General features: G+C 63.3%; 26 protein-coding genes. 12 read left to right on the top strand and 14 right to left on the bottom strand.

Going from position 1 to position 24,871, the window contains the following annotated elements; all coding sequences use genetic code 11:
• Positions 1–380: 380 nt before the first annotated feature.
• From QQL28_RS41335 to QQL28_RS41325, 3 genes are all read left to right on the top strand, one after another.
• Positions 381–3,497 (top strand): VCBS domain-containing protein, encoded by a 3,117-nt coding sequence (locus tag QQL28_RS41335; RefSeq protein WP_284275002.1) that lies wholly within the window; start codon positions 381–383, stop codon positions 3,495–3,497.
• Between the two features lie 172 nt (positions 3,498–3,669).
• Positions 3,670–3,855, top strand: a complete 186-nt coding sequence (locus QQL28_RS41330; RefSeq protein ID WP_284275000.1) for a hypothetical protein — start codon at positions 3,670–3,672, stop codon at positions 3,853–3,855.
• A complete protein-coding gene (locus QQL28_RS41325) occupies positions 3,852–4,211 on the top strand; it encodes a hypothetical protein (RefSeq protein WP_284274998.1) in 360 nt (119 codons plus the stop codon). The genes QQL28_RS41330 and QQL28_RS41325 overlap by 4 nt, the downstream gene beginning before the upstream one ends.
• A gap of 89 nt (positions 4,212–4,300) precedes the next feature.
• Here the strand turns inward: QQL28_RS41325 and QQL28_RS41320 are convergent, their stop codons facing one another.
• The 5 genes from QQL28_RS41320 to fliL form a co-directional block, all read right to left on the bottom strand.
• On the bottom strand, positions 4,301–4,495 hold the full coding sequence (locus QQL28_RS41320) for a hypothetical protein (protein ID WP_284274997.1): 195 nt from the start codon (positions 4,493–4,495) through the stop codon (positions 4,301–4,303).
• 816 nt (positions 4,496–5,311) lie between these two features.
• The gene (locus QQL28_RS41315) at positions 5,312–6,085 is read right to left on the bottom strand and encodes a MotE family protein (protein ID WP_284274996.1); all 774 of its coding nucleotides are present in this window, start codon (positions 6,083–6,085) and stop codon (positions 5,312–5,314) included.
• 9 nt (positions 6,086–6,094) lie between these two features.
• On the bottom strand, positions 6,095–6,535 hold the full coding sequence (locus QQL28_RS41310; RefSeq protein WP_284274993.1) for a DUF6468 domain-containing protein: 441 nt from the start codon (positions 6,533–6,535) through the stop codon (positions 6,095–6,097).
• Complete coding sequence (fliM, locus tag QQL28_RS41305) at positions 6,532–7,734, bottom strand: flagellar motor switch protein FliM (protein ID WP_284274992.1); 1,203 nt, start codon at positions 7,732–7,734, stop codon at positions 6,532–6,534. Before fliM ends, QQL28_RS41310 begins: the two co-directional genes overlap by 4 nt.
• 29 nt (positions 7,735–7,763) lie before the next feature.
• Positions 7,764–8,264 (bottom strand): flagellar basal body-associated protein FliL, encoded by a 501-nt coding sequence (gene fliL, locus QQL28_RS41300; protein WP_284274991.1) that lies wholly within the window; start codon positions 8,262–8,264, stop codon positions 7,764–7,766.
• A gap of 385 nt (positions 8,265–8,649) precedes the next feature.
• Between fliL and flgF the strand changes: the two genes are divergently transcribed.
• The 4 genes from flgF (at position 8,650) to flgH (ending at position 12,256) form a co-directional block, all read left to right on the top strand.
• Complete coding sequence (gene flgF, locus QQL28_RS41295) at positions 8,650–9,411, top strand: flagellar basal-body rod protein FlgF (protein WP_284274990.1); 762 nt, start codon at positions 8,650–8,652, stop codon at positions 9,409–9,411.
• A 21-nt stretch (positions 9,412–9,432) separates the two neighbouring features.
• The gene (flgG, locus tag QQL28_RS41290; protein ID WP_284274988.1) at positions 9,433–10,221 is read left to right on the top strand and encodes a flagellar basal-body rod protein FlgG; all 789 of its coding nucleotides are present in this window, start codon (positions 9,433–9,435) and stop codon (positions 10,219–10,221) included.
• Between the two features lie 175 nt (positions 10,222–10,396).
• Positions 10,397–11,488 carry a flagellar basal body P-ring formation chaperone FlgA gene (gene flgA / locus QQL28_RS41285; RefSeq protein WP_284275017.1) on the top strand — a complete coding sequence of 364 codons (1,092 nt, stop codon included), beginning with the start codon at positions 10,397–10,399 and terminating at the stop codon, positions 11,486–11,488.
• A gap of 3 nt (positions 11,489–11,491) precedes the next feature.
• Positions 11,492–12,256 carry a flagellar basal body L-ring protein FlgH gene (flgH, locus tag QQL28_RS41280; RefSeq protein ID WP_284274986.1) on the top strand — a complete coding sequence of 255 codons (765 nt, stop codon included), beginning with the start codon at positions 11,492–11,494 and terminating at the stop codon, positions 12,254–12,256.
• 134 nt (positions 12,257–12,390) lie between these two features.
• On the opposite strand, the gene QQL28_RS41275 is transcribed toward flgH, so the two are convergent.
• The 5 genes from QQL28_RS41275 to QQL28_RS41255 all read right to left on the bottom strand — a co-directional run bounded on the left by QQL28_RS41275 (position 12,391) and on the right by QQL28_RS41255 (position 17,416).
• Complete coding sequence (locus tag QQL28_RS41275) at positions 12,391–13,551, bottom strand: PcfJ domain-containing protein (RefSeq protein ID WP_284274985.1); 1,161 nt, start codon at positions 13,549–13,551, stop codon at positions 12,391–12,393.
• Positions 13,552–13,885: 334 nt separating this feature from the next.
• On the bottom strand, positions 13,886–14,665 hold the full coding sequence (locus tag QQL28_RS41270; RefSeq protein ID WP_284275014.1) for a 2-keto-4-pentenoate hydratase: 780 nt from the start codon (positions 14,663–14,665) through the stop codon (positions 13,886–13,888).
• A gap of 87 nt (positions 14,666–14,752) precedes the next feature.
• Positions 14,753–15,781 (bottom strand): SDR family oxidoreductase, encoded by a 1,029-nt coding sequence (locus QQL28_RS41265; protein WP_284274983.1) that lies wholly within the window; start codon positions 15,779–15,781, stop codon positions 14,753–14,755.
• Between the two features lie 444 nt (positions 15,782–16,225).
• Positions 16,226–16,591 (bottom strand): RNA polymerase-binding protein DksA, encoded by a 366-nt coding sequence (gene dksA, locus QQL28_RS41260; RefSeq protein WP_085966600.1) that lies wholly within the window; start codon positions 16,589–16,591, stop codon positions 16,226–16,228.
• Between the two features lie 213 nt (positions 16,592–16,804).
• The gene (locus QQL28_RS41255; protein ID WP_284274966.1) at positions 16,805–17,416 is read right to left on the bottom strand and encodes an NAD(P)-dependent oxidoreductase; all 612 of its coding nucleotides are present in this window, start codon (positions 17,414–17,416) and stop codon (positions 16,805–16,807) included.
• A 129-nt stretch (positions 17,417–17,545) separates the two neighbouring features.
• Between QQL28_RS41255 and QQL28_RS41250 the strand changes: the two genes are divergently transcribed.
• Entirely contained in the window at positions 17,546–17,917 is a 372-nt protein-coding gene (locus tag QQL28_RS41250) for a winged helix-turn-helix transcriptional regulator (protein WP_284274962.1), read from the top strand.
• A 177-nt stretch (positions 17,918–18,094) separates the two neighbouring features.
• Here the strand turns inward: QQL28_RS41250 and QQL28_RS41245 are convergent, their stop codons facing one another.
• Positions 18,095–18,508, bottom strand: a complete 414-nt coding sequence (locus tag QQL28_RS41245) for a flagellar assembly protein FliX (protein WP_254104983.1) — start codon at positions 18,506–18,508, stop codon at positions 18,095–18,097.
• 270 nt (positions 18,509–18,778) lie between these two features.
• Here QQL28_RS41245 and QQL28_RS41240 point away from each other — a divergent pair, with 270 nt between their 5' ends.
• The 4 genes from QQL28_RS41240 (at position 18,779) to QQL28_RS41225 (ending at position 21,317) form a co-directional block, all read left to right on the top strand.
• Positions 18,779–19,903 carry a flagellar basal body P-ring protein FlgI gene (locus QQL28_RS41240; protein ID WP_284274954.1) on the top strand — a complete coding sequence of 375 codons (1,125 nt, stop codon included), beginning with the start codon at positions 18,779–18,781 and terminating at the stop codon, positions 19,901–19,903.
• On the top strand, positions 19,903–20,268 hold the full coding sequence (gene flgJ / locus QQL28_RS41235) for a flagellar assembly peptidoglycan hydrolase FlgJ (RefSeq protein ID WP_284274949.1): 366 nt from the start codon (positions 19,903–19,905) through the stop codon (positions 20,266–20,268). Before QQL28_RS41240 ends, flgJ begins: the two co-directional genes overlap by 1 nt.
• Positions 20,269–20,280: 12 nt before the next feature.
• Entirely contained in the window at positions 20,281–20,796 is a 516-nt protein-coding gene (locus tag QQL28_RS41230; protein WP_284274944.1) for a hypothetical protein, read from the top strand.
• Positions 20,797–20,954: 158 nt separating this feature from the next.
• Complete coding sequence (locus QQL28_RS41225; protein WP_284274938.1) at positions 20,955–21,317, top strand: hypothetical protein; 363 nt, start codon at positions 20,955–20,957, stop codon at positions 21,315–21,317.
• On the opposite strand, the gene QQL28_RS41220 is transcribed toward QQL28_RS41225, so the two are convergent.
• From QQL28_RS41220 to QQL28_RS41210, 3 genes are all read right to left on the bottom strand, one after another.
• Complete coding sequence (locus tag QQL28_RS41220; protein ID WP_284274934.1) at positions 21,318–21,686, bottom strand: hypothetical protein; 369 nt, start codon at positions 21,684–21,686, stop codon at positions 21,318–21,320.
• A gap of 12 nt (positions 21,687–21,698) precedes the next feature.
• A complete protein-coding gene (gene flaF, locus QQL28_RS41215) occupies positions 21,699–22,067 on the bottom strand; it encodes a flagellar biosynthesis regulator FlaF (RefSeq protein ID WP_284274931.1) in 369 nt (122 codons plus the stop codon).
• Positions 22,068–22,360: 293 nt separating this feature from the next.
• The gene (locus QQL28_RS41210; protein WP_284274928.1) at positions 22,361–24,643 is read right to left on the bottom strand and encodes a DUF1522 domain-containing protein; all 2,283 of its coding nucleotides are present in this window, start codon (positions 24,641–24,643) and stop codon (positions 22,361–22,363) included.
• Positions 24,644–24,871 lie beyond the last annotated feature (228 nt).

The following is a 24,871-nucleotide window of genomic DNA, read 5'->3' as shown; positions in this document are numbered from 1 at the left end:
TTCGTCTGATTAGGAATTTGAAGCACTGGACGGAGCTGCCTCGCGAGCGCGAGTGTTCACGTCAGCGTTCGCGATCTACATCTCCTTCTTTCTTGAAGTGACTGGTAATTTCGATCAGCAGATTGCGGCGGGCAAACCCTAGGGCTGCCGGCGCGAGAGCATTTTGATCTCGTAGCGAGGGCAGACCAGAGCAAATCACTGCGGCACCACGCCGGCCTGAGTTTCCGTAGCAGGCGAGGTCAAAGCGTATGTTAGTTGCGTTCGGCAGCGAGGCCGGAGATGAGGCCTGCGTGGTCCCGCCTCTCCGAATTGTCGGCACCGTTCATAGCGCGATCGGTTGTGCGACGATCAGACGCGGAAGCGGTGTCGCTACTCCAATCATGGTCGGCGATCCTGTCTGCCAGGGCGACGTGATCGAGACTGACGCCGACGGCCGGATTGGTCTTCGCTTCATCGACGATACTATCTTCAATCTCTCTGGCGACGCTCGCATTGAGCTGAGCGAATTCGTCTGTAATTTCGACGGCACGCCCAGTTCGGCCCTGCTCAACGTATCAAGGGGGATATTTGCGTTTGCGGCCGGCCGGTGGGCAAAAAGTGGCGCCCTGCGGATCGACACGCCCTTGGGTGACATTCGCGGCCCGATTCATACGGGCGGCTTCGGAATGCTCACGCTCGCTGCATTGACCTTCTCGATGTTTAGGGATGCCGAGGCCGCAGACCCGAATATCACGTTCCTGGATAACGACAGGATCACATACAAGGACCTCGAGCACGGCGCGTTCGAACTCGTGACCAAGGAGGCTATCCCCAGACACATCCTCGTCGAGGATCCCGGCGAGACGGTTGTGCTCAACAAGGTGGGGTCCTCGATCAGCGCAAGCCAGGTCGTCAATACGGCGGCTCGCATGGAGGAGTTGCAGGCGGCCGAACATGAGGTATGGGCTAACCTTTCGAAAGAGGTGGGCCCAAAGGGCTCCAGCACGCCTCCGTCCGTCGAGTCGTTATCGCCTGAACCGATCAATTTCACGGAGCCTGAAGGTCCTGCGCAGCAACATTCGCTTCCAATCGTGCTGCCGAGCACCATCGTGGTTCCCGATATTCCGATCATTCGTCCACCGCCGACGCTGAATTTGCAGGCGGGGCCGACCGAGCTCGACACGTCGGTGTTTGACACCTTCACCGCGACGAGCGGAACGTTCAGTGCCAGCAGCCCCGATGGCGCGCCGCTGACCTTCGGCATCAGTGGCGGGACCGTCGGCAGCACGGTCGTGGCTGGAGTGACATACGATGTGTCCAAGGACAGTCCTTATGGAACGCTCTATGTCAACAGTGCGAGCGGCGCCTACACTTTCGTGCCGAATAGTGACGCGATCAACGCGCTGACAGCGCCTACGACCGATGCCTTCGATATCACGGTGTCGGACGGCAACTTCACTGTTAGTCAGACTTTCGCGATCAACATCGATGGCGTCAACGACGCCGCCGTCATTTCCGGCACCGCAACCGGCTCGTCGGTCGAGGCCAGCGGCGTTGCCAACGCGACACCCGGCACACCGAGTGCGAGCGGCACGCTTGCCGATGCCGACGTCGACAATACCCCCAACACGTTCACGACGGTGAGCACGCCAAAGGCCAGCACGGGCGGCTATGGCACTTTCACCATGACGGCGGCCGGCGTCTGGACCTATACACTCGACAACGCCAACAGCAAGGTGCAGGCGCTCAACGTCGGGGATACCCTGACCGATAGCTTCACCGTAACCACCATCGACGGTACGCCGCAGGTGGTGACGATCACTATCCATGGCACCAACGATGCCGCCGTCGTCTCGGGCGACACGACCGGCTCGGTGACCGAGGCGGTCGGCTGCAAGCCGGAAGCGCCGATTGCGACCGGCACGCTGACTGACACCGACGTCGACAATCCGTCCAACACGTTCACGGCTGTATGCTACCCCGAGGCCAGCAACGGCGGCTACGGCGCCTTCACGATGACGGCGGCGGGCGTCTGGACGTATACGCTCGATAACAACAACTGCGCGGTGAAGGCGCTCAATGTAGGCGACACACTGACCGATACGTTCACCGTGACCACCATCGACGGCACACCGCAGGTGGTGACGATCACCATCCATGGCGCTAACGACGCCGCCATCATCTCCGGCAAGACGACCGGCTCGGTCACCGAGGCGGCCGGCTGCAAGCCGGGAACGCCGACTGCGACCGGCACGCTCACCGACACCGACGTCGACAATCCGTCCAACACCTTTACGGCAGTATGCTCGCCCGAGGCCAGCAAGGGCGGCTACGGCACCTTCACCATGACGGCTGCGGGTGTCTGGACCTACACGCTCGACAACACCAACAGCACGGTGCAGGCGCTCAATGTCTGCGACAAGCTCACCGATACCTTCACGGTGACCACCATTGACGGCACCCCTCAGGTCGTGACGATCACAATCCACGGCGCCAACGACCCCGCAGTCATCTCCGGCACCACGACCGGCTCAGTCACCGAGCCCGACTGCAAGACACAGGGAGCGCCGGTTGCGACCGGCACGCTCACCGACACTGACGTCGACAATCCAGCCAACACATTCACGGCGGTTTGTGCGCCAAAGTGGAGCACGCACGGCTACGGCACCTTCACGATGACGGCGGCGGGCGTGTGGTCCTACACGCTCGACGAGGACAACTGCGCGGTACAGGCGCTCAGGGCCTGCGACACGCTGACCGACACCTTCAAGGTGACCACCATCGACGGCACCACGCAGGTTGTGACCATTACCATCCACGGCGCAGGCTTCCGGGGCTTCGACAGTCCAGCCGTCGCGACGCAAGCGGATTCGCCGCCAATCGATGGAACGTCGCAGCAGGCCGCCGCAGCGGGTGGAAGCGACGGCAGCCAGGCACCTCAGGCGGCAGTCAGTTCTGTCCCACCGAGTGACGACGTGACCGGCGCGAGTACCGGCAGCGTGACGATGGCCGATAAGAGTGGGGATCACATCGTCCAGGAAGCGTCGGCACCCGCAACGATCAATGGGCTCAATGCAGGCGATGCGGGCAGCGGTGGATACTGGACGAACAACGGCGGCGACCGTTTTGTTTTTTCGTCCGCGGCTGCCTCGCTCTCCGGCGCAGCAACCGAGCAAGCCGTCGCCTCTCTTCAAACTGCCGGCGCGGACCATCCCGAATTGCCCGGTCCCGCACACTTGCTCCTCACCACGGCTCCGCCCGCAGTGCTGGGCCCTGAAGACGCCTTCCACTTCAAGGTCGAGATCCTCAATTCCAGTGGCTCGGACGCCAACGACACCGCGGAGTTGCTCCGTATCCCGTCATCGATCGATCATGCTGTAAGCGCTACAGCAGACCACGGTCCTCACGGCGCGCAAATGGTTGAACCAGCGACGGGCCAGGAGACAGCCGACACTTCAGCTGCGGCTTTCATTCGAGACGTAATCGCTCGCGCCACCCATCACGATTTGATGGGGTGAAGAAAGAACTCCGGACATTCCTGCGCGATTTCACATGGCAAATCTCCTCTTCGCGGTTCCATGTCGAAACAAAAATTGATCGAAGGTCCGAGAATAGCGTGAATATTCCCCAAAATGGTCTTGATTTCTTTCTGCGATCTCACGGGCGTAATTTGTGGATGGGTAAGAAGATATGACCGATCAACAATTGGCACTCAATGCGATCAGCGAAGCTCAATCAATTCTTGAGGACTACTTTCAACCGCGACCTCAGAGTATCGAACGCACGCTCGATAGGCTGATCGAAATTCTCGAACGTCCAGACCTGGTCGTCGCTGTAAATCGATTGCAGCGAAGTAATCCTCGTGCAGAGCCATGAAGGCCCGGCTTCGATCGATCGCGCTCGCCGCGTGCGCCAGTGCGCTCCTGCCGATCGAGATACCTCAAGCCGTGGCGAAGCAACAATGCAGCAGCGCCGCCCCATCGGCCACACAGGGGCGCTGGTGGTCCTATCGCATTATTGACGGGCGGAAATGCTGGTACGAGGGCAAGCCTATGCTCGCGAAATCGTTGCTGGAGTGGCCGAAGAGCGAGTCCAAGCAAGCAAATGCCGCCGCGGACATTACAAGCGCGGTGGCATCAAGGTCGACCAGTTTATTGAACTCGCAAGCGTCGACCGCGAAGGAGATCGATACGTTCGACGCCCGTTGGCGCGCTCGGATCGGAGACCGCTGACGGCTGAAACGTGGACGGCACCGCGCCGAACTTCCGTGCTCCACGACATCGCGTGTTGAGCAGAAACATCCGCACGCGTGCGGCGGCTCTCAGTGTTGCCTCTTGGTCAAATCTGCCTCAAGGGAACTCTCCTGATCCGAGCATTCGTCAGCGTCCCAATCCTCCTCGGAAGTCGGCAACGCGTGCTGATGGTCCAACGTGGTAGTCCAGGCGGATGTCATCGCGAAGATGAGCAGGCGATTCACGGCTTCAATTGCGCGTTCCGCCACGGACGAGTAGTTCATAGCTTCCTCCCGCGCGGCTGATTGCGAATGGCTAAAAATAGAACGAACCGTCCGGCGCGACTGTCGGGCACCTCACATTTGCACGCGTCAACTCATCGCACGTTCAGAAGCTGAAGCTCGATTCGGCTACAGCTGAAGCGAGTACTTCATCGGGAATGAAGGTTCGATTGCCGACTGTTTCCGCTCAACCGCTGTTGCTCGTAATACGCGACTCAGAAAGACTAGCTGCCATAATGATCCGAATTCGATTGGTCAGCGGGGGCTCGATCGATGCACGGGGAAGCCAATTGCATTCTGTGTAGCAGGGCACGAGCACTCGTTGCTCTTGTTCCAATCGCCAGGGGATATGCCCTGAAGGTTTATGAGTGCTCCTGTTGCCACAGCACTCTGCATCTTGTGACGCGGGTCACCAAGGCAGCGCTGATCAAGCAAAAATGTGGAATGCCAGTCCCCTTCGGAGAATGGCACAACTCGACCGCCGGCAAAGTCGCCGATCGCAGAGGGTACCGTCGGCTCGCGAATTAGAGGCGGCGCAGGCCGCCTGCGCGACCTAACCGAACGATCTCACGATCTGAGACAACATCGCCGTTGCGCCTCGGGTGAACCGGGCGCCGAAAAGCTGCTCATCCACGAAATGAAGGGCGAGGAGAGCAACAAATGTAGCCATCGCAACTCTCATGCCGGGAAGCATGATCCGCAGATGTTATCGGCGGCTTAATTTCTTGTCGTACTGGCGCACGCTGCGCTGCAAAATTGCCACGCTGGAATAACGAGATACCGCGCGGTGCTGCGAAGCTTGATGCGGTTATCCAGATTTCAATTCGGCTTTTGCGTCGGACGGCCCTCGATCTTGGGCAGGTCGGCATCGGCGGAACGGTCTCCTCCGCCACCAGCGCGGCGGGCCATCTCGACCGTCAGCCGCTCGGCAGCCTCGGACTGCATCAAGCCCATGATGTCGGACATCTTGCGCGGCGCGATCTGCGTCGCGATCTCGATCAGCACGCCCATCTCCAGGCGATCGAACACCCGCGCCGCGTCCTTCGGCTTCATGCCTTCATACATGGTCACGAGCCCCTTGAGGCGCTGAGCTTCCGCCGCCTTCTGCTCGGCCGCGGTGGTGGAGATGCGGGATTCCACCGCCTTCATCTCCTCGACCTTGGACTCGATGCGCTTCTCGGCAGCCTTCAACAGGCTCTCGCGAATGTCAATCTCGCGCTGGCGCGCTTCGAGCTCCTGGCGGCGGTTCTGCAACCGCTCCAGGATCGCGCGCTCCGATGGTGAGACCTGCTGCTGGTTCTCCTCCGGCTTGATCACCTGGCCCTCGGGCTTGGTCTCGGGCGCGGCCGGTTTCGGCGCGTCCTCCTTGGAAGCCCCCTTCGGCGCGCCATGCGTCGAGCCGGTGATGTCGGGGTCTTCGCGGCCGGTCGGGAAGTTGAGGTTCTCCTGCGCCCAGGATTTCCTGGTCGTGTTCGGCTGGTAGTCGAACACATAGCCGCCGTTGATCACGAGGCCCGCGACCTTCAGCGTGGCGAGGGCGGCGACTGCGATCAGGACGACGGGAATGACGCGGATGTTACGAAAGGATTTCATGCAACCACTTTATGCGGCAAGCCCGTTGGACCTTCTGCGCTCGGAGAACGCTTCGGCCGCCGCCGCCACCGCCTTCGCAGCCGAGGGCTTGGCGGCCGGGGCCGCTTCCGGATTCGTCGCGGGGCGCGCGGCAATGGCGATCTTGGAGAGACGCCGCACCACGTTGTCGGCCTCCCCGAGCTGGCGGTAGAGCTGGTCGGACATCTGCGTTGCGGCGGCGAGCTGGCTGCCGAGATTCTCGTTGACGTCGCGGACAGCTAGCTTCAGCCCGCCGATCGCGCGCTCGGCGATCTCGGTCGCCGTGATCAGCTCGGCGATGACGGCTTTCAGCGAATGCTCGTCCGCCTTCAAGCGGGTCAGCCGCTTGTTGAGCAGGATGCAGTAGCCGATCGTCAGCATCAGGAGGATTGCGACCAGCATCTCGATCGCCATGCCTAAGGAGTGGTTCATGGTGCCTCCATCATCTTGTTCTGCTCGTCGACCTTCTCGAACATCGCAAGTGTCGTACCTGGCTTGCGCAGGGGTTTCGTCACCCGGATCGCGACGCGGTCGCCGACGCGTCCCATCCGCCCTTCGGTGAGCGTGACGCTGCCGCAGCGCACGGTCACATTGGCGTCCGCGCGCATGTCCAGCGGCAGCGTGTCGCCGACCTTGAGCCGCATCAATTGCTTGAGCGGGATGTCGGCCTCGTAAAGCACCGCGTCGACCGCGATCTCGGCCTGCACGATCTCGGTGGCGAAATGGCCTTCCCAGATCGGGTCGCGGCCGAACTTTTCGCCCATGAACATCTGCAGCAGCACGCCGCGGATCGGTTCGATGGTCGCGTAAGGCAGCAGCAATTCGATGTTGCCGCCACGATCTTCCATGTCGATGCGCAGACGCACCAGGATCGCGGCGTTGGCAGGACGGCTGATCGCGGCGAAGCGCGGATTGGTCTCGAGCCGGTCGATCGTGAAGGTCACCGGCGACAACGGCCGGAACGCCTGCTCGGCGTCGGCCAGCACCACCTCGACCAGCCGCTTGACCAGCTCGGTCTCGATCGTGGTGTAGGGCCGACCCTCGATGCGGAGCTGGCTCGTACCGCGGCGGCCGCCGAGCAGCACGTCGATCATCGAGTAGATCAGGTTGGAATCGACCGTGGCCATGCCGAAGTTTTCCCACTCCTCGGCCTTGAACACCGAGAGCACGGCCGGCAGCGGGATCGAGTTCATGTAGTCGCCGAAACGCACCGAGGTGATGCGGTCGAGCGAGACTTCGACGTTGTCGGAGGTGAAATTGCGCAAGGAGGTCGTCAGCAACCGCACCAGGCGGTCGAAGACGATTTCGAGCATCGGCAGACGCTCGTAGGAGACCATCGCCGAATCGATGATCGCGCGAATGCCGGAGTGGTCGTCGAGCGTGACGTCGCCGACTGTGAAGCCGAGGAGATTGTCGATCTCCTCCTGCGACAGCACCCGCTCGCCCGAGTTCTTGCCGTTGCCGAGATCGCGACTGCCGTCCTCGACCATGGCCGCCCATTGCAGGGCCATGGTCTCGGATAGTTCATTCTCGGCAGCAGCCTTCGCGGCCTCCGCGGGATCCTCGGAATCGAGCGAGGCCTCCCATTGGGCGGCTATCGCATCTTGGTCCATTTGCTCGTTGCCGGCCATGGCGCTAGCCCATTACCTTCCCTGCACCCTCACTGCACCACGACTTCCTTGAACAGCACCGCGCTGACCTGGATCGGCGCGACCGCCGCGTTGACGCGCTTGGTCAGCTCCTCCTTGAGGCGGAAGATGCCAGCGGAGCCGTTGAGGTCGGAGGGGCGCAGTTCCCGCACATAGGTCTGGAAGATGTCGGTGACGCGCGGCATCGTCGGCTTGATCGCCTCGATCTGCTTCTCTTCCTTCAGTTCGAGCACGATCTTGAGCCGCAGATATTGCACGCGCTCGCCGGGTGCGCCGGCGAGGTTGACCATCATGTCGGGCACGTCGACGAAGGCCGGCGGCTTCGGCGGCGGCGCGGCCTCGGCGTGATGCTCGTCATCGCCGTGACGGAAGAAGAAGAACCAGGTCGCTGCACCGCCGCCGAGAATGGCGAGCACGGCGACCGCGATGATGATGAGCTTGAGCTTGTTCTTCGGCGGGGCCGCTTCGGCGCCTTCCGCGGCTGCGCCGCCTTCCGCTTCATTCTCTGCCATGATCGCCGGGCTCGCTCACTATAAAGGGTCTGAGAGAGCGAAGCCTCCTGGTCGGCCAGTGACGCGATACAAATGCCCCAGCGCGCAACGCGCTCCTCATACGTGAACGCTACGGTAATGATGGTTAACAGAACCTTTCGATTGCCCCTGCGCTAGGAAAAATCTGCCGGGCAAACATGGTCAACAGAACCTTTCTGCCGCCCCTCGCCCACCCCTCCAGAATACCTAAGCGGCTGTAAATACGTCATTTTCTGCGTTGGCACGGCTTTCGCTCAGAAGAGGCCGAGACCGGACGGTTTGGGAGAGCCCGAAGGTCTCATCGACGGGTCGGCCAAGACGCTTGGGAGAGCGGCGAAGCAGGACCTCCACAGGGGAGAACCATCCGATGCAGAACGCGCTTCTGGTCGGTCTATCGCGGCAGATGACGTTGGAGCGGCAGATGGATGTCATCGCCAACAACGTCGCCAATGCCAACACCAACGGCTTCAAGGCCGATCGCACGCTGTTTGAGGAATTCCTCAATTCCCGCGCGCATGAGGACAATTTCGTCGGCTCCGACCGCAGGGTCTCCTATGTGCAGGACCGCGGCACGTTCCGCGACGTCGGCCAGGGCCCGATGGAGGAGACCAAGAACCCGCTCGACCTCGCTGTCGACGGCAATTCCTATTTCGCGGTGCAGACCGCCGGCGGCGAGCGCTACACCCGCGACGGCAAGTTCTCGCTCAACAACCAGGGCCAGCTCGTCACGTCGGACGGCAACCTCGTGCTCGGCAATGCCGGCCCGATCACCTTCCAGCCGACCGACCACGACATCAACGTCGCGCCCGACGGCACCGTGACGGTGCTCGAGGGCACGGCCCGTGTCGACTCGATCCGCGGCAAGATCCGCATGGTCGCCTTCGACAATCCGCAGAAGCTCGCCAAGCAGGGCGCCAATCTCTACGCCCAGGGTTCGGCGAACCAGCAGGTCGACGCCAAGTCCACCGTGCGCCAGGGCTACATCGAGAAGTCGAACGTGAACGCGGTCGGCGAGATGAGCCGAATGGTCGAGGTGATGCGGATGTACACCCAGGTCGCCAACCTGCTCCAGCAGCAGAGCGACATGCACAAATCGGCGATCGAGAAGCTCGCCGACGTTCCAGCGTAACGCCATCAGGAGACGATTGACATGCAAGCGCTTCACACCGCTGCGACCGGAATGGCGGCACAGGAACTCAACGTGCAGGTCATTTCCAACAACATCGCGAACCTGCGCACCACCGGCTTCAAGAAGCAGACCGCGGCGTTCCAGGATTTGATCTACGAGCACATCCGCCGCGTCGGCGCGCAGTCTTCCGACCAGGGCACCATCCTGCCGGTCGGCGTCGACATCGGCGGCGGCGTCAAGACGGTCGGCACGCCGCGCAGCATGACGCAAGGCACGCTGTCGCAGACCGGCAACGATCTCGATCTGGCGGTCTCGGGCGAAGGCTTCTTCAAGATCCTGATGCCTGACGGGACCTACCAGTACACCCGCGACGGCACCTTCCAGATGGACAACCAGGGCCGCATCGTGACCGCCCAGGGCAACCCGGTGCAGCCGACCATCACGATCCCGAACAACGCCTCGGGCCTCACCGTGAGCGAGCAGGGCCAGGTCTCGGTGACGCTGCCCGGCTCGTCGAGCTCGACCATCATCGGCCAGTTCACCGTGACGCGCTTCATCAACAAGGCGGGTCTCCAGCCGGTCGGCAACAACCAGTTCACCGAGACGCCCTCCTCCGGCGCGCCGCAGGATGGCACCGCGAACTCCGAAGGCTACGGCAAGATCACCCAGGGCAGCCTGGAGCAGGCCAATGTCGACGTCGTCTCCGAGATGAGCGACCTGATCGCCGCGCAGCGAGCCTACGAGATGAACGCCAAGGTGATCAGCGCCGCCGACCAGATGATGCAATCCACCACCGCGCTGTTCCGGTAAGGGGCTGATTATGATGTTGGTAACAGCAGCCAAGATCTCCGCTCTGCTCCCTTCCCCCTTGCGGGGAAGGGTTGGGGAAGGGGGTGGCCACAAGCTCCGCTCTCACCTGGGGCTACCCCCCTCCCCAACCCTCCCCCGCAATGGGGGAGGGAACGGAGGCAGCGTGCTCCTCTCCATGTTCAATGTTGCCGCCCTCGCCGCCCTGCTCGCGCTGTCGGCGCCGGCATGCGCCGCCGACGACGGCATCGCGCCGCCGACGCTGCGCGCCAGCATCACCGTGACCTCCGACGTGGTGAGGGTCGGCGACCTCATCGACAATGCGGGCTCCGCCGCGCAGATCCCGGTCTATCGCTCGCCCGATCTCGGCACCACCGGCGCGCTGCCGGTCGCGCAGGTCCTGAGCGTGCTGCGCGCCAAGCAAGTGATCGGCGTGATGACCGGCGACCTCAAGGAGGTCACGGTCACACGGCTCGCGCGCACGCTTGCCAACAAGGATCTCGAGCTCGCGGTCGCCTCCGCGCTCGAGCGCCGCTTCGGCCTTGGCGACGCAGCCAACATCACCGTCACTTTCGACCGCGGCATCTCCAACGTGCGGCTGGATGCCTCCAACACCGGCGCGCTCCAGGCGACCGCCACGCGCTACGACGCTCGCAGCGGCCGCTTCGACCTGAGCTTCGAGATCAACAACGAGAACAGCCTCGCGCCGACCAAGTTGCGCCTCACCGGCACCGCGATCGAGACCGTGGAGGTCGCCGTGCTGACCCGCGACATCGACCGCACCGAGATGCTGAAGTCGTCCGATGTCGCGCTGGAGCGCCGCCCGAAGGCCGACATTCAGGGCGAAGCCGCCTCGCGCGAGCGTGCGGTCGGCATGCAGCTCCGTCATCCGATGCGGGCGGGCACCCCGATCCGGGTCGCCGACATCGCAAAGCCCGACCTCGTGCAGCGCGACCAGAACGTCACCATCATCTACCAGGTGCCGGGCCTCTACCTCACCACCCGCGGCAAGGCGGTCGACAGCGGCTCCGAGGGCGACACCGTCTCCGTCCTCAACATGCAATCCAAGCGCACGCTCCAGGGTGTCGTCACCGGCCGCGGCCAGGTCACGATCCAGGGCGCCAGCCAATCCGCCCCGGCCGCGCCCGCGGTCGAACAGACCTCATCCAGGCGCGAGGAGACGCCCGCAGCGGCCGCCCTTGCCCAAAGCCTGATCCAGGCCCCGGTTTCGCCAACCCAGATCGCGCAAGCACAAGCCAAGTCAGAGTAAGTCATGTCCAAGTTCAGTTCCGCGGCCCGTCTTCGTCGTATCGCGCTCTCCGGCACGCTGCTCGCAACCTTCGCCTTTGCGAGCGGGTGCTCCTCGATCGACCGCCTGTCGCAGATCGGCGAACAGCCGAAACTGTCGGCGATCGACAATCCGACCACACAGCCCGGCTACAAGCCGGTGCAGATGCCGATGCCGAAGCCGGAAGTCGCCTCCTACAATCCGAACTCGCTGTGGCGCAACGGCAGCCGCGCCTTCTTCAAGGACCAGCGCGCCCATCAGGTCGGCGACCTCCTGACGGTGACGGTCAACTTCACGGACAAGGCCAACATCGCCAACGAAACCCAGCGCAGCCGCACCAGCAAGGAAGATTCGGGGATCACCGATTTCATAGGCAGCCAGACGGTGACGCAGCCGCTCAAGGTCCTGCCCGGCCGTATCCTAACCACCGACTCGTCGTCCTCCGCCGACGGCAAGGGCTCGGTCCAGCGCCAGGAAGCCTTGCAGACCAACGTCGCCGCCGTGGTCACGCAGGTGCTGCCCAACGGCAACTTGGTCGTTGAAGGCAAGCAGGAGATCCGCGTCAATTTCGAGATCCGCGAGCTGGTCGTCGCCGGCATCGTCCGGCCCGAGGACATCCAGAGCGACAACACCATCGACTCCAGCAAGATCGCCCAGGCCCGCATCGCCTATGGCGGCCGCGGCCAGATCACCGACGTGCAACAGCCGCGCTACGGCCAGCAGGTGATGGACGTTCTGCTGCCCTTCTAAAAGTTTCTCCCGAGCTCCCACATCGTGTTCGCGAACCTAGGCGCGAACGACGATGTACTACGCGGCCCTCGCTAGCTCCCCTGGCGAGGGCCGCATGTATTTTGCCTGCGCCGCGTGAGCGGCGCAGGCGACTGTCACAGGAGGACGATCCCGCGTGCTTGCGCCCAGCGCTCCAGGATCTTGCGCTCCTCAGCGAGCGGCGGGCGGTTTGCAAACCCGCGAACCTGGACCGCCCGGGAACGACGATCAAGCTCGATGGTCAGCAGCCGATGGACATCACCCGAGGCACGGCGGCGTAGCGACCAGATCGACGCCTGCCCGGCAATGCACTTTGTCGCGTAGCTAGCGACGCAGTGGCGCATGCCCCGCGTCTCAGCCACGAGGTCGGCTGCGGTCCGCAGCTGAACCACGACGTACTCCTCACGCTTGGCCCGGTCCTTGGACGACGTACTCCATGACCAGTCCGCGATCGTCGTACCTCGCCAAGCCTCGTCGACTGGGTCTACTGCCAGCCCACGCGCACGGTTCCGCACAGCCTCGGCGCGACGACGCGCAGCCTCGATGCGAGCGATCGCTTCGAGGTCGCGATGCCATTCGCGCATCTGCCGACCAAGCGAGACCAGCGAGCGCCCCTTGAGGCTAAACTCCGGATCACGCCGGTAGCAAGCGGCGAGGTAGTCGTGGAGATCGTCCATCTCCTCAACCGTGGTGGGATGCGCACAGAAGAAGCGCACCACCTCACGCCAGAAGCCATGCTCGGCACGGGGCGTCTGCGCGATCCTGGTGCGCGCGATCCGCAGCGCAACGCTGGGATCGTTCGCATAGGATCGCGCGATCGCCTGCCAGATCGCAGCTTCGAAGCCGACGTTCCCCAAGGGATTGAGGAACGCATGGACCTCCTTGCGAGACAGCCACGCGGCCGCACCGGCACCGTAGAGCGAACCACCGCCGGCCGCCACGACGTACCAGCGCTTACGCAACACGATCTCGTCCGCACCCAGTCCTGCGCCGTCGATCCAGACTTGCTCCAGATGTTCTGCGACGGGATAGCGCGCGAAGAGATAACGAGCTGCAGCAAGGCGAAGACGCGCGGCATCGCGAGTCTTCATCCGCGGCTTCCAGGCCGAGGCGTCGCGCACGATTGCGGCCTCGAAGCCATGCCTGGCCTCGTTGATCGCGTTCTGGAAATCCGGTGGAGGGCGCGTCCGCTGCGACACATGCCGCAGCGACAGCTCATAGGCTTCAACCCGCGCGCGCTCGGCCTCCCGCCGGCGCTGAATCAATGAATGTGCCATTGTCGTTCAACAGGATTGGATGACTGTCAGCCGGACGCACTGAGAGCGTCGGCACGGAGCGTGTCGATCGCCACAGACTGTTCACGGCTGGTCTCCTTATCGGTTGAACGCGCGGGTTGAATGGGGCCGGTCTCATATACCCGATCACCCGGGGGCGCAAGATGTCCCTGTCTGATGGATTCAGAAACTACATACAGCTAGAGAGGACCGCGACATTATAGCAACGCCGCGGCCTTACACCCCGTCATTGCGAGCGAAGCGAAGCAATCCAGACTGCCACCGCGGAAAAGATTCTGGATTGCTTTGCTTCGCTCGCAATGACGACGGAGAGAGTTCACGTAAACTTCGCCTCCACCACACCCAGCCCGTCCAGCTCCATCCGCACCTTGTCTCCGGCCTTCAACCACAGCGTTTTCACGAGGCTGCCGGTGAGCACGAGCTGTCCCGCATGCAGGCCCTTGCCTTCGGCGGCAAGATGATTGGCGAGCCAGGCAAGTGCGTTGTGGGGATGGCCGAGCACGTCGGCGCCGGTGCCCTTGCCCGCCTCCTCGCCGTTGATGAGAGCGCGGCCGGCGACCGCCTTGAGGTCGGGCACCGACGAACGCGGGACAGCCTCGCCAAGCACGCAGCCGGCGGCGAAGAAATCATCCGCGATCAGCGTCGGCGCACCCATCGTCTCCCACTTCACATAGCGGTCATCGACGATCTCGATCGCGGGAGCGTAGGCATCGACCGCCTCTCCCACCCATTCGGCGGTGAACGGCGCCTCGCCCGGGGCAAGGTCGCGCTTCAGCCGCACGGCGATCTCGCATTCGACGCCGACGCGGACATAGTCGGAGGCAGCGAGTTTTGCGCCGCTGTCATGCACGACTTTCTCGAACACGCCGCCGACGCAGGGATGGTCCATCTGCATGTAGTCCTGCATGACCTGGCTTGTGCAGGCGATCTTGTAGCCGACGAGCGGACCTGCATGCGGTAGCAGCAGATCGTGCAGTGCGCGCTGGATCTTGTAACCCTCCGCCTCGTCGCGCGGGGGAACTTCGAGCGGCGCGAGCGGGGCATGGTTGCGGCGCGCCAACGCGATTGCCTTTGCGCCTGCGAGAATTCTGTCCACCATCGGCGCCGCCTCCAACTACGCAACTCTGCCGCGCACTTCAGCATCCCCGCCTCCGGCTGACAAGCGCCGCAGCGTGCGCGCGCGTCATGCCTTGACCAGGCCGAGCCGGATCAGGCTCTCGGCGGAGCTCAGGATTGCCTCTTCATTGGACCGCGCCTGCCAACCAAGCAGCCGCCTCGCCTTGGCACTGGTCGATTTTCGCACCTTGCCGAGCATCGGCAAGGTGTAGCGCAGCATGGGAACTCCGGTTGCGGCGAGGCGCACCAGCCAGTCCGGCGCCTGAAACCGTGGAACCCGGCGCGCCGCCGGCCCGAGCTCCCGCCTCAGCACGCCTGCGATGTCGAGGAGCGACAGCGTCTCACCGGACACCGCAATGAACCGCTCGCCCTTGGCCTCGGGCGCGGTCATCGCCCGCAGATGCAGGTCGACGACGTCACGCACGTCGACCAGGCCGAAATAGATCCGCGGCACCGCCGGCATCGCGCCGCTCAGCAGCAATTTGACGATCTCGATCGAGCCGGAGAAATCCGGCCCCAGCACTGGACCGAAAATGCCGGTGGGATTGACGACGGAAAGCTCAAGCCCGCCTCCCTCACAGGCGACGAAATCCCAGGCCGCCCGCTCGGCCAGAGTCTTTGATTTGACGTAGGGCTGCACATCGTCGCCGTCGAGATTGGTCCAGTCGGTTTCATCGAACGGCGTTGCGCGCGGCGGATGGCCGTAACCGATCGCCCCAAGCGACGAGGTGATGACCACCCGTTTCACCCCGGCCTCGCGCGCGGCGCGCAGCACACGTAGCGTGCCGTCGCGGGCCGGAATGATCATCTCGTCCTCGTCCTTCGGGACGGTGGTCGAGAGCGGCGAGGCGACATGCAGGACGTAGTCGCAGCCGGTTACCGCCTCGCGCCAGCCCTCATCGCCGGTCAGGTCGGCGGTGAAGAACACGAGCCGTCCCGCCGGATCGATCCCGCCCTCGCGCAGCATTGCCAGCACGCCCGCCTGCCGGTCCGGCCGGCGGAGCGTGGTCCGCACGTCGTGACCGGCAGCCAGCAATTGGAGGACGGCATGAATGCCGACGAAACCCGATCCGCCCGTGACCAGAACCGTGCTCATGTCGCAAACCCAGCTCGCGCAAGCCGGCAAGATTGTCCCACCAGACACTGCTGCCAGCCGTATCCAGTCGCTATCTGCCGAAGGCACAAGTACAATGAATTTCGAGACCGGTAGACTTTATGGTGGAGCGCGCCCCGCGCTCGCGTGGTCGCAAGATGCGTGACGCGAGTTATGCTTCGTGACGCCGGTCACGTCCTTAGAAGTCGAGTCGATCCCGTTGCTCCGACTCGCAAAAACGTCCCCACCTGAAGTGACGGCTCGTTCTCATGCGAGCTCACGTGAGCATGAAGGAGTTGAGTCTAGCCCCTTGATCGCGATTCAGTTTTCGCGTTCGGCCCCCCGGGCTCTGGGCACGCGCATGATCGGCGCGAAAACATCCACTCTGGCGCGACACTACACGCCAAATGTGTCTCACTTGAGGAGCCGCAGCGAGCGGCTCGAGGCCTATTCGTCGCGATAGACCTTCTCGCGCTTCTCGTGGCGCTCCTGCGCTTCCACCGACAGTGTTGCGATCGGGCGGGCTTCGAGCCGCTTCAACGAGATCGGCTCGCCGGTCTCTTCGCAATAGCCGTAGGTGTTGTCCTCGATGCGCTGGAGCGCGGCGTCGATCTTGGCGATCAACTTGCGCTGGCGGTCACGGGCGCGCAGTTCGATGGCGCGGTCGGTTTCGGACGAAGCCCGATCGGCAAGATCGGGGTGGTTCACGTTCTCCTCCTGCAGGGCTTGCAGGGTGAGCTTGGACTCTTTGAGGATCTCATCCTTCCAGGCGAGGAGCTTCAAACGGAAGTACTCCTTCTGCCGGTCGTTCATGAAAGGCTCTTTTTCGGTCGGTCGGTAATTTTTCAACTTTTCCAAGGGCGGCCTATTCTTTTTTAGCAACGACTCGCGACGGACAGGGTCCGTTGAGCCGGGCTTATATAGCGGCCTCCTGTGACAGACAATATTTCCCTGATCTTGGCGTTACCGCCCCCAAGTCCTTGCGCCGGCAGCCTTATCGGCAAGCACCTGGGGGCGGTTATCCACTCAATAGCCGACCGTGAAACGCTTCCGCAGATGCGAAGGACGCTCGATTTCGTCGGCGAGCGCAATGGCGTAATCGGCGAAGGTGATCCAGCTCTTCCCGCTCGCATCTGCGAGAAGCTGATCGGTCCCCAGCCGGAACTTGCCGGTCCGCTCACCCTCCACGAACAGGGCCGACGGTGAGATGAAGGTCCAGTTCAGCTCGTTTTCCCGCCGGAGCAGGTCGAGGAAGGCCGACCCCGCCTCCGCCTCGGCCTTGTATTGGGCGGGAAAACCGGGGGTTGTGACCAGTTTCACGCCGGGAGCCACCTCAAGGCTGCCGGCACCGCCGACCACGAGGTAGCGGCCAACCTTCGAGTCCTTGGCGGCGCCGATCAGCTTGTGCGGATCACTGGCCAGGAAATGGACGGAACTGACGGCGACATCATGCCCGCTCCACAGCTTGGCGAGCCCGGCCTGGTCGAGCACTTCGCCCCTGGTCGGGGTGACATTCGGCAGGCTGGCGATCTTCTCCGGGTTCCGGGCGATGGCGGTGACGGCATGGCCGCGGCGGGACAGTTCCCTGGTGATCTCCGAACCGGCCCGGCCCGAGGCGCCGGCGACTGCGATTTTCATGGAAGGCTCCTTTGCTTATGTGGTAACTAGCAGTGACTAGATATCGCAAAGGATGCTGGTGTTAAGAGAGCACTTTTGGCTTACCTGCTTACGCAGGAGTAACCGGAACAGGTCGCGAGGAACGAAGACATGAAGCCCAACGTCTACGCAGCCAATTGCCCGACACGCCAGATCCTCGATCGCGTCGGCGACAAATGGGCGGTGCTGATCCTGTTGCTGCTGCGCGGGGAAGCGATGCGTTTCAATCAGTTGCGCCGAACGATTGAAGGCATTTCGCAGAAGATGTTGAGCCAGGTTCTCAAATCACTCGAACGCGACGGATTGATCAAGCGCCGCGCCATCGCAACCGTTCCGGTGACGGTCGAGTATTCGATCACGCAGCTCGGGCTGACGCTCGCTGCCGCGGTCGATCCGTTGCGCGACTGGGCCGAGCAGAATCTGAAGGACGTCCTCGCCGCACAGCGCCGTTACGACGCGCAGCAGAAGCAGGAAGCGGCGTGAGAGCGCAGTCGGTCTGCGCGCATCAAACTCCGCTGTCATGCCCCGGCTTTGACCGGGGCATCCAGTATTCCAGAGACAGCGAGATTCACAACAAGGGCCGCAGCGTACTGGGTCGCCCGGTCAAGCCGGGCGACGACCCGCTGAGAGATACGTGAACGCAGGCAACGAGCCCGCATCTTAGGCCTGCCCGGCCTTCGCCAGCTCGACCTCGACGCGCAGCTCGATCTCGGAGAGCACGGCATCAAGACCCGGATCGCCGGAGGACGATTTAAGGTTCGCTGCCGCATCACGCAGGCGCATCACCGTCGAGGCGTCGAGGTTGCCCGACAACAATCCCATCTTGAGATCATCGAGCACGTCGAGCGCGGTCTTGCCGCGGGCGACCGAGCGCTTGCGGCGCTCGACCGGGTCCTCCTCGATGCCCTGCAGCGCGAGCAGCGCATCAATGTTGGCGGCGGCCTTCGGCGCGGATGCGGACTTGGTCTCCTGCGTCGAGGAGGTGTCGGGCAGCACGAAGGTGCCGGAGCTCGTCCGCCTCGTCTGGCTGGCGGGCGCTCCAAGCGTGGTGCCGTTCGGTCCGTAGATGCGCATCGAAGGAATCCGCGTGATCGCTGACAGCAGCTTCGCCGCATTATGGTTAATGAGGCGTAAACAGCCCGGCAAAATCTGCCGACAGGCGGCAGTTTCGTTTCCTAAGGCGAACATCGGCTGGCGTCGATGAAGCGCAATTTAATCAACCTATTCAACCATCTAGATTCACCGCGCCACGCTGGCACAGCGCTCGCATAGAGAGGTTCGGACCAGCTCGTCATGGGAGTGTCGAACAGGTCCGGGATCTGAGGAAGCCTCGGGGAGCAGAGGATGCCAAGCGTGCGTTGGGCAAGGTTATTGAGGGTGGCATGTGCCGCGCTGTCAGCGTTGGCGCTCACGGCCGCGCCTGCAAGCGCGACCTCGCGCATCAAGGACCTCGCCAATATCGAAGGCGTCCGGCAGAACCAGCTCATCGGCTATGGCCTCGTGGTGGGCCTCAACGGCACCGGCGACACGCTCAACAACATCCCCTTCACCAAGCAGTCGCTGCAAGCGATGCTGGAACGCATGGGCGTCAATATCCGCGGCGCCACCATCCGCACCGGCAACGTCGCCGCCGTCATGGTGACCGGCAATTTGCCGGCCTTCGCGACGCAGGGCACGCGCATGGACGTCACGGTGTCCGCGCTCGGCGACGCCAAGAATTTGCAGGGCGGCACCCTGCTCGTCACCCCCCTGTTAGGTGCCGACGGCAACGTCTACGCGGTCGCCCAGGGCTCGCTCGCGATCTCCGGCTTCCAGGCCGAGGGCGAAGCAGCCAAAATCGTCCGCGGCGTGCCGACGGTCGGGCGCATCGCCAACGGCGCCATCATCGAGCGCGAGATCGAGTTCGCGCTGAACCGCCTGCCGAACGTGCGGCTGGCGCTGCGCAACGCCGACTTCACCACGGCAAAGCGCATCGCGGCCGCCATCAACGACTATCTCGGCGTCAAGAGCGCCGAGCCGCTCGATCCCTCCACCGTGCAGCTCTCGATCCCGCCGGAGTTCAAGGGCAACGTCGTCGCCTTCCTCACTGAGATCGAGCAGCTCCAGGTCGATCCGGATCTCGCCGCCAAGATCATCATCGACGAACGAAGCGGCATCATCGTGATGGGCCGCGACGTCCGCGTCGCCACCGTCGCAGTCGCGCAGGGCAATCTCACCGTCACGATCTCTGAGAGCCCGCAAGTGAGCCAGCCCAATCCACTGTCGCGCGGCCGCACCGTGGTTACCCCGCGCACCGGCGTCAGCGTCACCGAGGACGGCAAGAAGTTCGCCGTCGTCAAGGACGGCGTCTCGCTCCAGCAGCTCGTCGACGGCCTCAACGGCCTCGGCATCGGCCCGCGCGACCTCATCAGCATCCTCCAGGCGATCAAGGCCGCCGGCGCGATCGAAGCCGATATCGAGGTGATGTGATGCAGACCGGCTCGATCAACTCGACCCCAATCGCCTCCTCCGCCTTCTCGGTGCAGAGCCGCAACGGCCGGCCCGACTTCGAGCTCGCCGCCGCCCTGCAAAAGGTCTCGCCGCAGCAGCAGGCCAAGGCCCAGAAGACCGCGACCGACTTCGAGGGCATGTTCCTCAACGCGATGTTCTCGCAGATGACGTCGGGCCTGAAGGGCGAAGGCCCGTTCGGCGACACGGTCGGCACCGGCGTGTGGCGCTCGATGCTGACCGAGCAGTACTCGAAGAATTTCGCCAATGCCGGCGGTGTCGGCGTGGCCAGCGAAGTCTACCGCACCCTCATCCTGCAGCAGGCGAAAACCGTTCGCACGGCATAAGGTCCAAACGACATGAACCACTTCAATGCGTCACGTCAGCCGGTGCCCGCCCCTCGCGCTGCCGCTGCACCCGGCAGCGCAAGCGCGCCGGGCAGCGCCGAGGCCCGCAAGCTCGCCGAGGACCTGATGGACGCGATGAGCGCGCTGCTCGGGCTGATCGAGCGGGAGACCGAGCTGGTGCGCGCCGGCCGCTTGCGCGAAGCGCTGGCATTTGAATCGAAGAAGCAGGAATTGTCCCGCCGCTACGTCAGTGCCGTGAGCCAGCTCAAGGCGAACCAGACCCAGCTTGCGAAATCCGCGCCCGAGCTGCTCTCGACGCTGCACCGCCATCACGATGCGTTCCGCGCCATGCTGCAGGTCAATCTCACCGTGCTCGCAACCGCACACGCGGTGTCCGAGAGCGTGATCCGCGGCGTCAACGCCGAGATCCAGAAGCGCAACGTGCCGAACACCTACACCGCCGCCGGCCGGCGCGCGGCACCAGGTCCGCGCCACATCACGCCGCTCTCGGTCAGCCGCTCGCTCTGATCGCGGCGCAGGAAATACCGACAATTTTCATCAAAACAGCGCGCCGATGTTGGCGCGTAGCTAGGCACGTTTCCTAACTGGAACTTCAAACCTGGCGCCCATAGTTGCGCGATTGGACGGGTTGGGATTTGACTCGGGGGCAAGGCCAGGAGGCTGCCGTGAGTACAGATTTCAGCATCAGGCCGGTGGGGATACCGGCCCCTATGTTGCCAGTAGCGACGTCGAGCACGGCGGCGAACGATGCCGTGCAGACTGATTTGCCGGCAAGCCAGACGGTCGCCGCAAGCGATGCGGGCGCGGCCGCGCGCAATGATTTGCAGGGCAACGAGAACGTCTCGCGCCAGGTCGTGTTCAACCAGGCGGCGGCCTCGTTCGTCTTCCAGGTCGTCAATGAAAAGACCGACGCGGTAGTGACGCAATTTCCGGACGAAGCGATGCTGCGCCGTCGCGCCTATTTCCACGCCCTCGATCTGAGCAAGTCCGAGCTCTCGCGCCCGCTCTCGACCGATCGCAGCGCCTGATCACGTGTCCAGCGTGGCCTGCGCCGTGTCGAGATAGGTCGAGCCGGTCGCGGGATCGGTCACCACGTTCTTGATCTGCGCAGTGCCCGTATTGGTCAGCGTGAACTTCGTATTGCCGAAGCGGAACGAGGAGTCCTTGATCAGCACCTGCTGATATTGCGACGTGCCGCCGCTCTGGTAGTGGATCTGCGCGCGAAATCCGTTGACTTGCGAGATGCTGAGCGAGAATTTCTTGCCGTCGGAATAGGTGCCGGTCCACGAGCCCTGATACAACGTCGGATCGACCGCGACGTATTTGGACGAGCCCGTCGTATTCGAAAGAACGTTGGACTTATACGCGGTCGACAAGATGCTCATGATGTCGGCCATGGCGCAGCTCCGTTACGGACGTCCCGACAGCCCGGCAGCGATGTTGCGGTTGATCTCGATCAGCGGACGGAAGTGATCGAACTGCGGACTCATCTGGAGAGCCGCGGTCTGGCTCAGCACGAACACGCTGATATTGGCAATCTTCTGCCGGACGTCGAGCGGCTGCGGATTGTTGTCGCGCATCGCTTCGCTCAGGAAGATGGTCCAGAGCTTGCGGTTGAACATCAGCGCCTGCATGGTCTGCTCGCTGAGCGGATCGGCGTTGTTGATCGCATCCTGCAGCTTGTTGGCGGCCTTCAGCAGCGTCTGCGCCTCAATGTCGCGAGGGGATGCTGTGGTCGTTGCAACACGCGCGTAGGCCGAGGCAGCGGAATTCGACATCAATCACACCTTGGAGATTTACCTAGCCCATTGAACGAGCTTAAGGATTTCTTTCCCAACCCTAGGCAGCACCGCTTAAGATTTGCTTACGTGAGAGCGCGGAAGGACTCCGGACAATTACGGGCCGAAGATTCTTCGCTCGCCTCAAGGCTAGATCCGGGTGCGTGCACTGTAAACGACTGCGTCCATTATGTGCCGATTTCAGCTAATCGAGCGTTAGCGATCTCGTTCAAAAGAACGGCGAGGCATTGGCCTCGCCGCAATTTCATTCGCTTCGATCGTCGGCGTCGCGCTTAGCGGAGGAGCTGGAGCACGCTCTGCTGCGACTGGTTGGCGAGCGACAGCGCGGAGACCGCGATCGACTGGCGGGTCGACAGCGCCTGGCTGTTGGCCGCTTCCTCGTTGGTGTCGGCGAGCGTGAGGTTCGACGAGCCGGTCTGCAGCACGTTGATCAGGTTCTTCGAGAAGTCCTGACGCACCTGCACGATCGACAGGTTCGAACCGAGCGCGGAGCCCTCCGACCGCAGCGTGCTCGAGGCCGCGTTGAGGCTCGTGAGCACCTTGTTGGTCGCACCGTTGTCGATGAAGTCGACGCCGTTGACGAGGTTACTTAAGCCCAGGCCGGCCGCGTTGAACACCACGCCGTTGATGCTGAGCGTCGAGCTGCCGGTCTCGTTGAACACGAGCTTCAGCGTATCGCCGTTGAGCAGGTTGACGCCGTTGAACGAGGAGTCCTGCGAGGTGGTGTCGATCTGCGCCAGGATGTTGTTGAACTGGTTGACCAGGTTCGAGCGTGCGGTCTGCGCGACGGGATCCTGAACCGGCGGCTGTGCGGTGGTGAAGGAAAGAACGCTGGTGATGGTGCCGCCGATCGCGCCGCCGGCGGTCGTCGAACCAAGCGTCGAGGAGGCGTATTCGTTGACGGTGGTGACCGTGAGCACACCGTTGGCGTCGATCGTCGCCGTCAGGTGATTGGCCTGAAGCTGTGCGTTGAGTTGGTCCAGCGTCTTGACCGTGCCATTGGTGCCGTCGCCGAAGGTGACGTTGACCGGCGTGCCGCCGTTGAAAGCGGTGAAGGTCAACGTCTTGCCGCTGATGCCGCCGATGCCGGACGTGCGCGCCGCGGTGAACGCCGTCGCCGTTCCCGTGTTGCCGCTGAGGCCAAAGGCGCTGAGCGCATTGCCCGTGCCGGTGATCGCGAGGTCGGCATTGATACCGGTTGAGAGCGAAAGCTGACCGCTGGTATTGACCGACGATGGGATCTGCCCCGAGACGGTCGAAAGCGTGGCCGCACCATTGAAGATGCTGGCGGTCTTCACACCGGTGGCGAGGTCGATTGAATTCAGCAAATCGGTCAGTGTGGCGCTTTGCAGGTAAACGGTCGAGTTGCCGTTGCCGTCAGTGACGATGTTGCCGCTAACGCCGCCGGAGGTGACGCTCGCCGCCGACTGCGGCGTCTGCGCGTTCTTGAAAGTGATGACGTGACCATCGACGTTGAGCGTCGAGCCGTCCTGGACCAGGGAGCCGAGCGAGCCAGCGGTGGTCGACCGCGCGGCCGTCACCGTCGCGTTGCCCGCGCCGGTTGCCGAGGTCAGGCCAAGGGCCTTGAGGAAATCGGCCTTGCCGGTCACGCTCAGATCGGCGCCCGTCGAGCTCTTCAGTGTGACCACGCCGGCGGCGATCGACGACGGCGTCTGAACGGTACCGACGGTGGCACCGCTGGTGGTGATCGTCGCCGCGCCGGCGCTGATCGCAGCGCTCTTCACGCCGCTTGCCAGATCGACTGCGGTCAGCAGGTCATTGACGGTGCCCGTCGGAGCGCCGGTTGTACCCATGTAGACGATCGAGTTGCCGTTACCGTCGGTCGCGATATGGCCGCTGGCGTTGAGACCCCAGCCGGTCGGCAGGGTCGCCGGCGCCGCGCCGGTGCGGAAGGTGACGGTCTTGCCGTTGACGGTGATCGAGTCGCCATCCGCCGGAGAGGCGGCGAAGGTGCTCGACGTCGTGGAGCCGATCAGCGTGTCGGTGCCAGTGAGCGCGGTCGAGTTGTCGGCCGCGTTGACAGCCGTGCCGGTCAAGGTGCCGGCGGTCGAGCCCAGCGACGCGCCAAGCGACGCACCCGATGTCACCGGTGTGACACCGCCGGGGGCACCGGTGTAGAGCACGTTGCTGTTGGCGGTGGCGCTGGCATAAGAGGTGGTGCCGCGCAGGTCGGCCGGCGTTGCGCCCGGTATCGTGGTCGAGACGTTCGACTTGGTGGAATAGCCCACGGTGGTCTGAAGCGCCTGGTTGGCGATCGACTTCGCGCTATCGATCAGTTTTTGCAGCGAGGTGATACCGGTATTCGCCGCCTGCAGCACCTGCACACCGTTGTTGATGCCGTCGAGCAGGTTGCTGATGTCGCTCGCCCGGTTGTCCAGCCCCTGCGCAGTGAAGAAGTTGGTCGGATTGTCGAGCGCCGTGTTGACCTTCTTGCCGGTCGACAGCCGCTCCTGCGTCGTGGCGAGCAAGTCGGCCGTTGACTGCAGCGACAACAGGTTCTGGCGAACTGACGCCGAGAGAACGATGTTGGACATTGGCGGGTCTTCCTCTTGAAGCGCGATACCGGGTACGAATCGGGGCTCGCCGATCTGGAAAGCGGGCTTTGGTCCAGTTGTAGGGGGTGTCCTTTAAAGTATGGTTAACGCCGACTTAAGCGATACGGTTAATGGCCGGTGAACGCCCCTGCCGGCTTCCGGACGCAAAAAAGAGCGGCGGGGCACTTGGCCCCGCCGCTCGATTTTATACAGCGATTTCAGCCGCTT

Origin of the sequence: Bradyrhizobium iriomotense (assembly GCF_030160715.1) — a bacterium.
In the GTDB taxonomy this organism is placed as follows: Bacteria; Pseudomonadota; Alphaproteobacteria; order Rhizobiales; family Xanthobacteraceae; genus Bradyrhizobium; species Bradyrhizobium iriomotense.
This window is presented reverse-complemented; position numbering and strand designations above follow the sequence as displayed.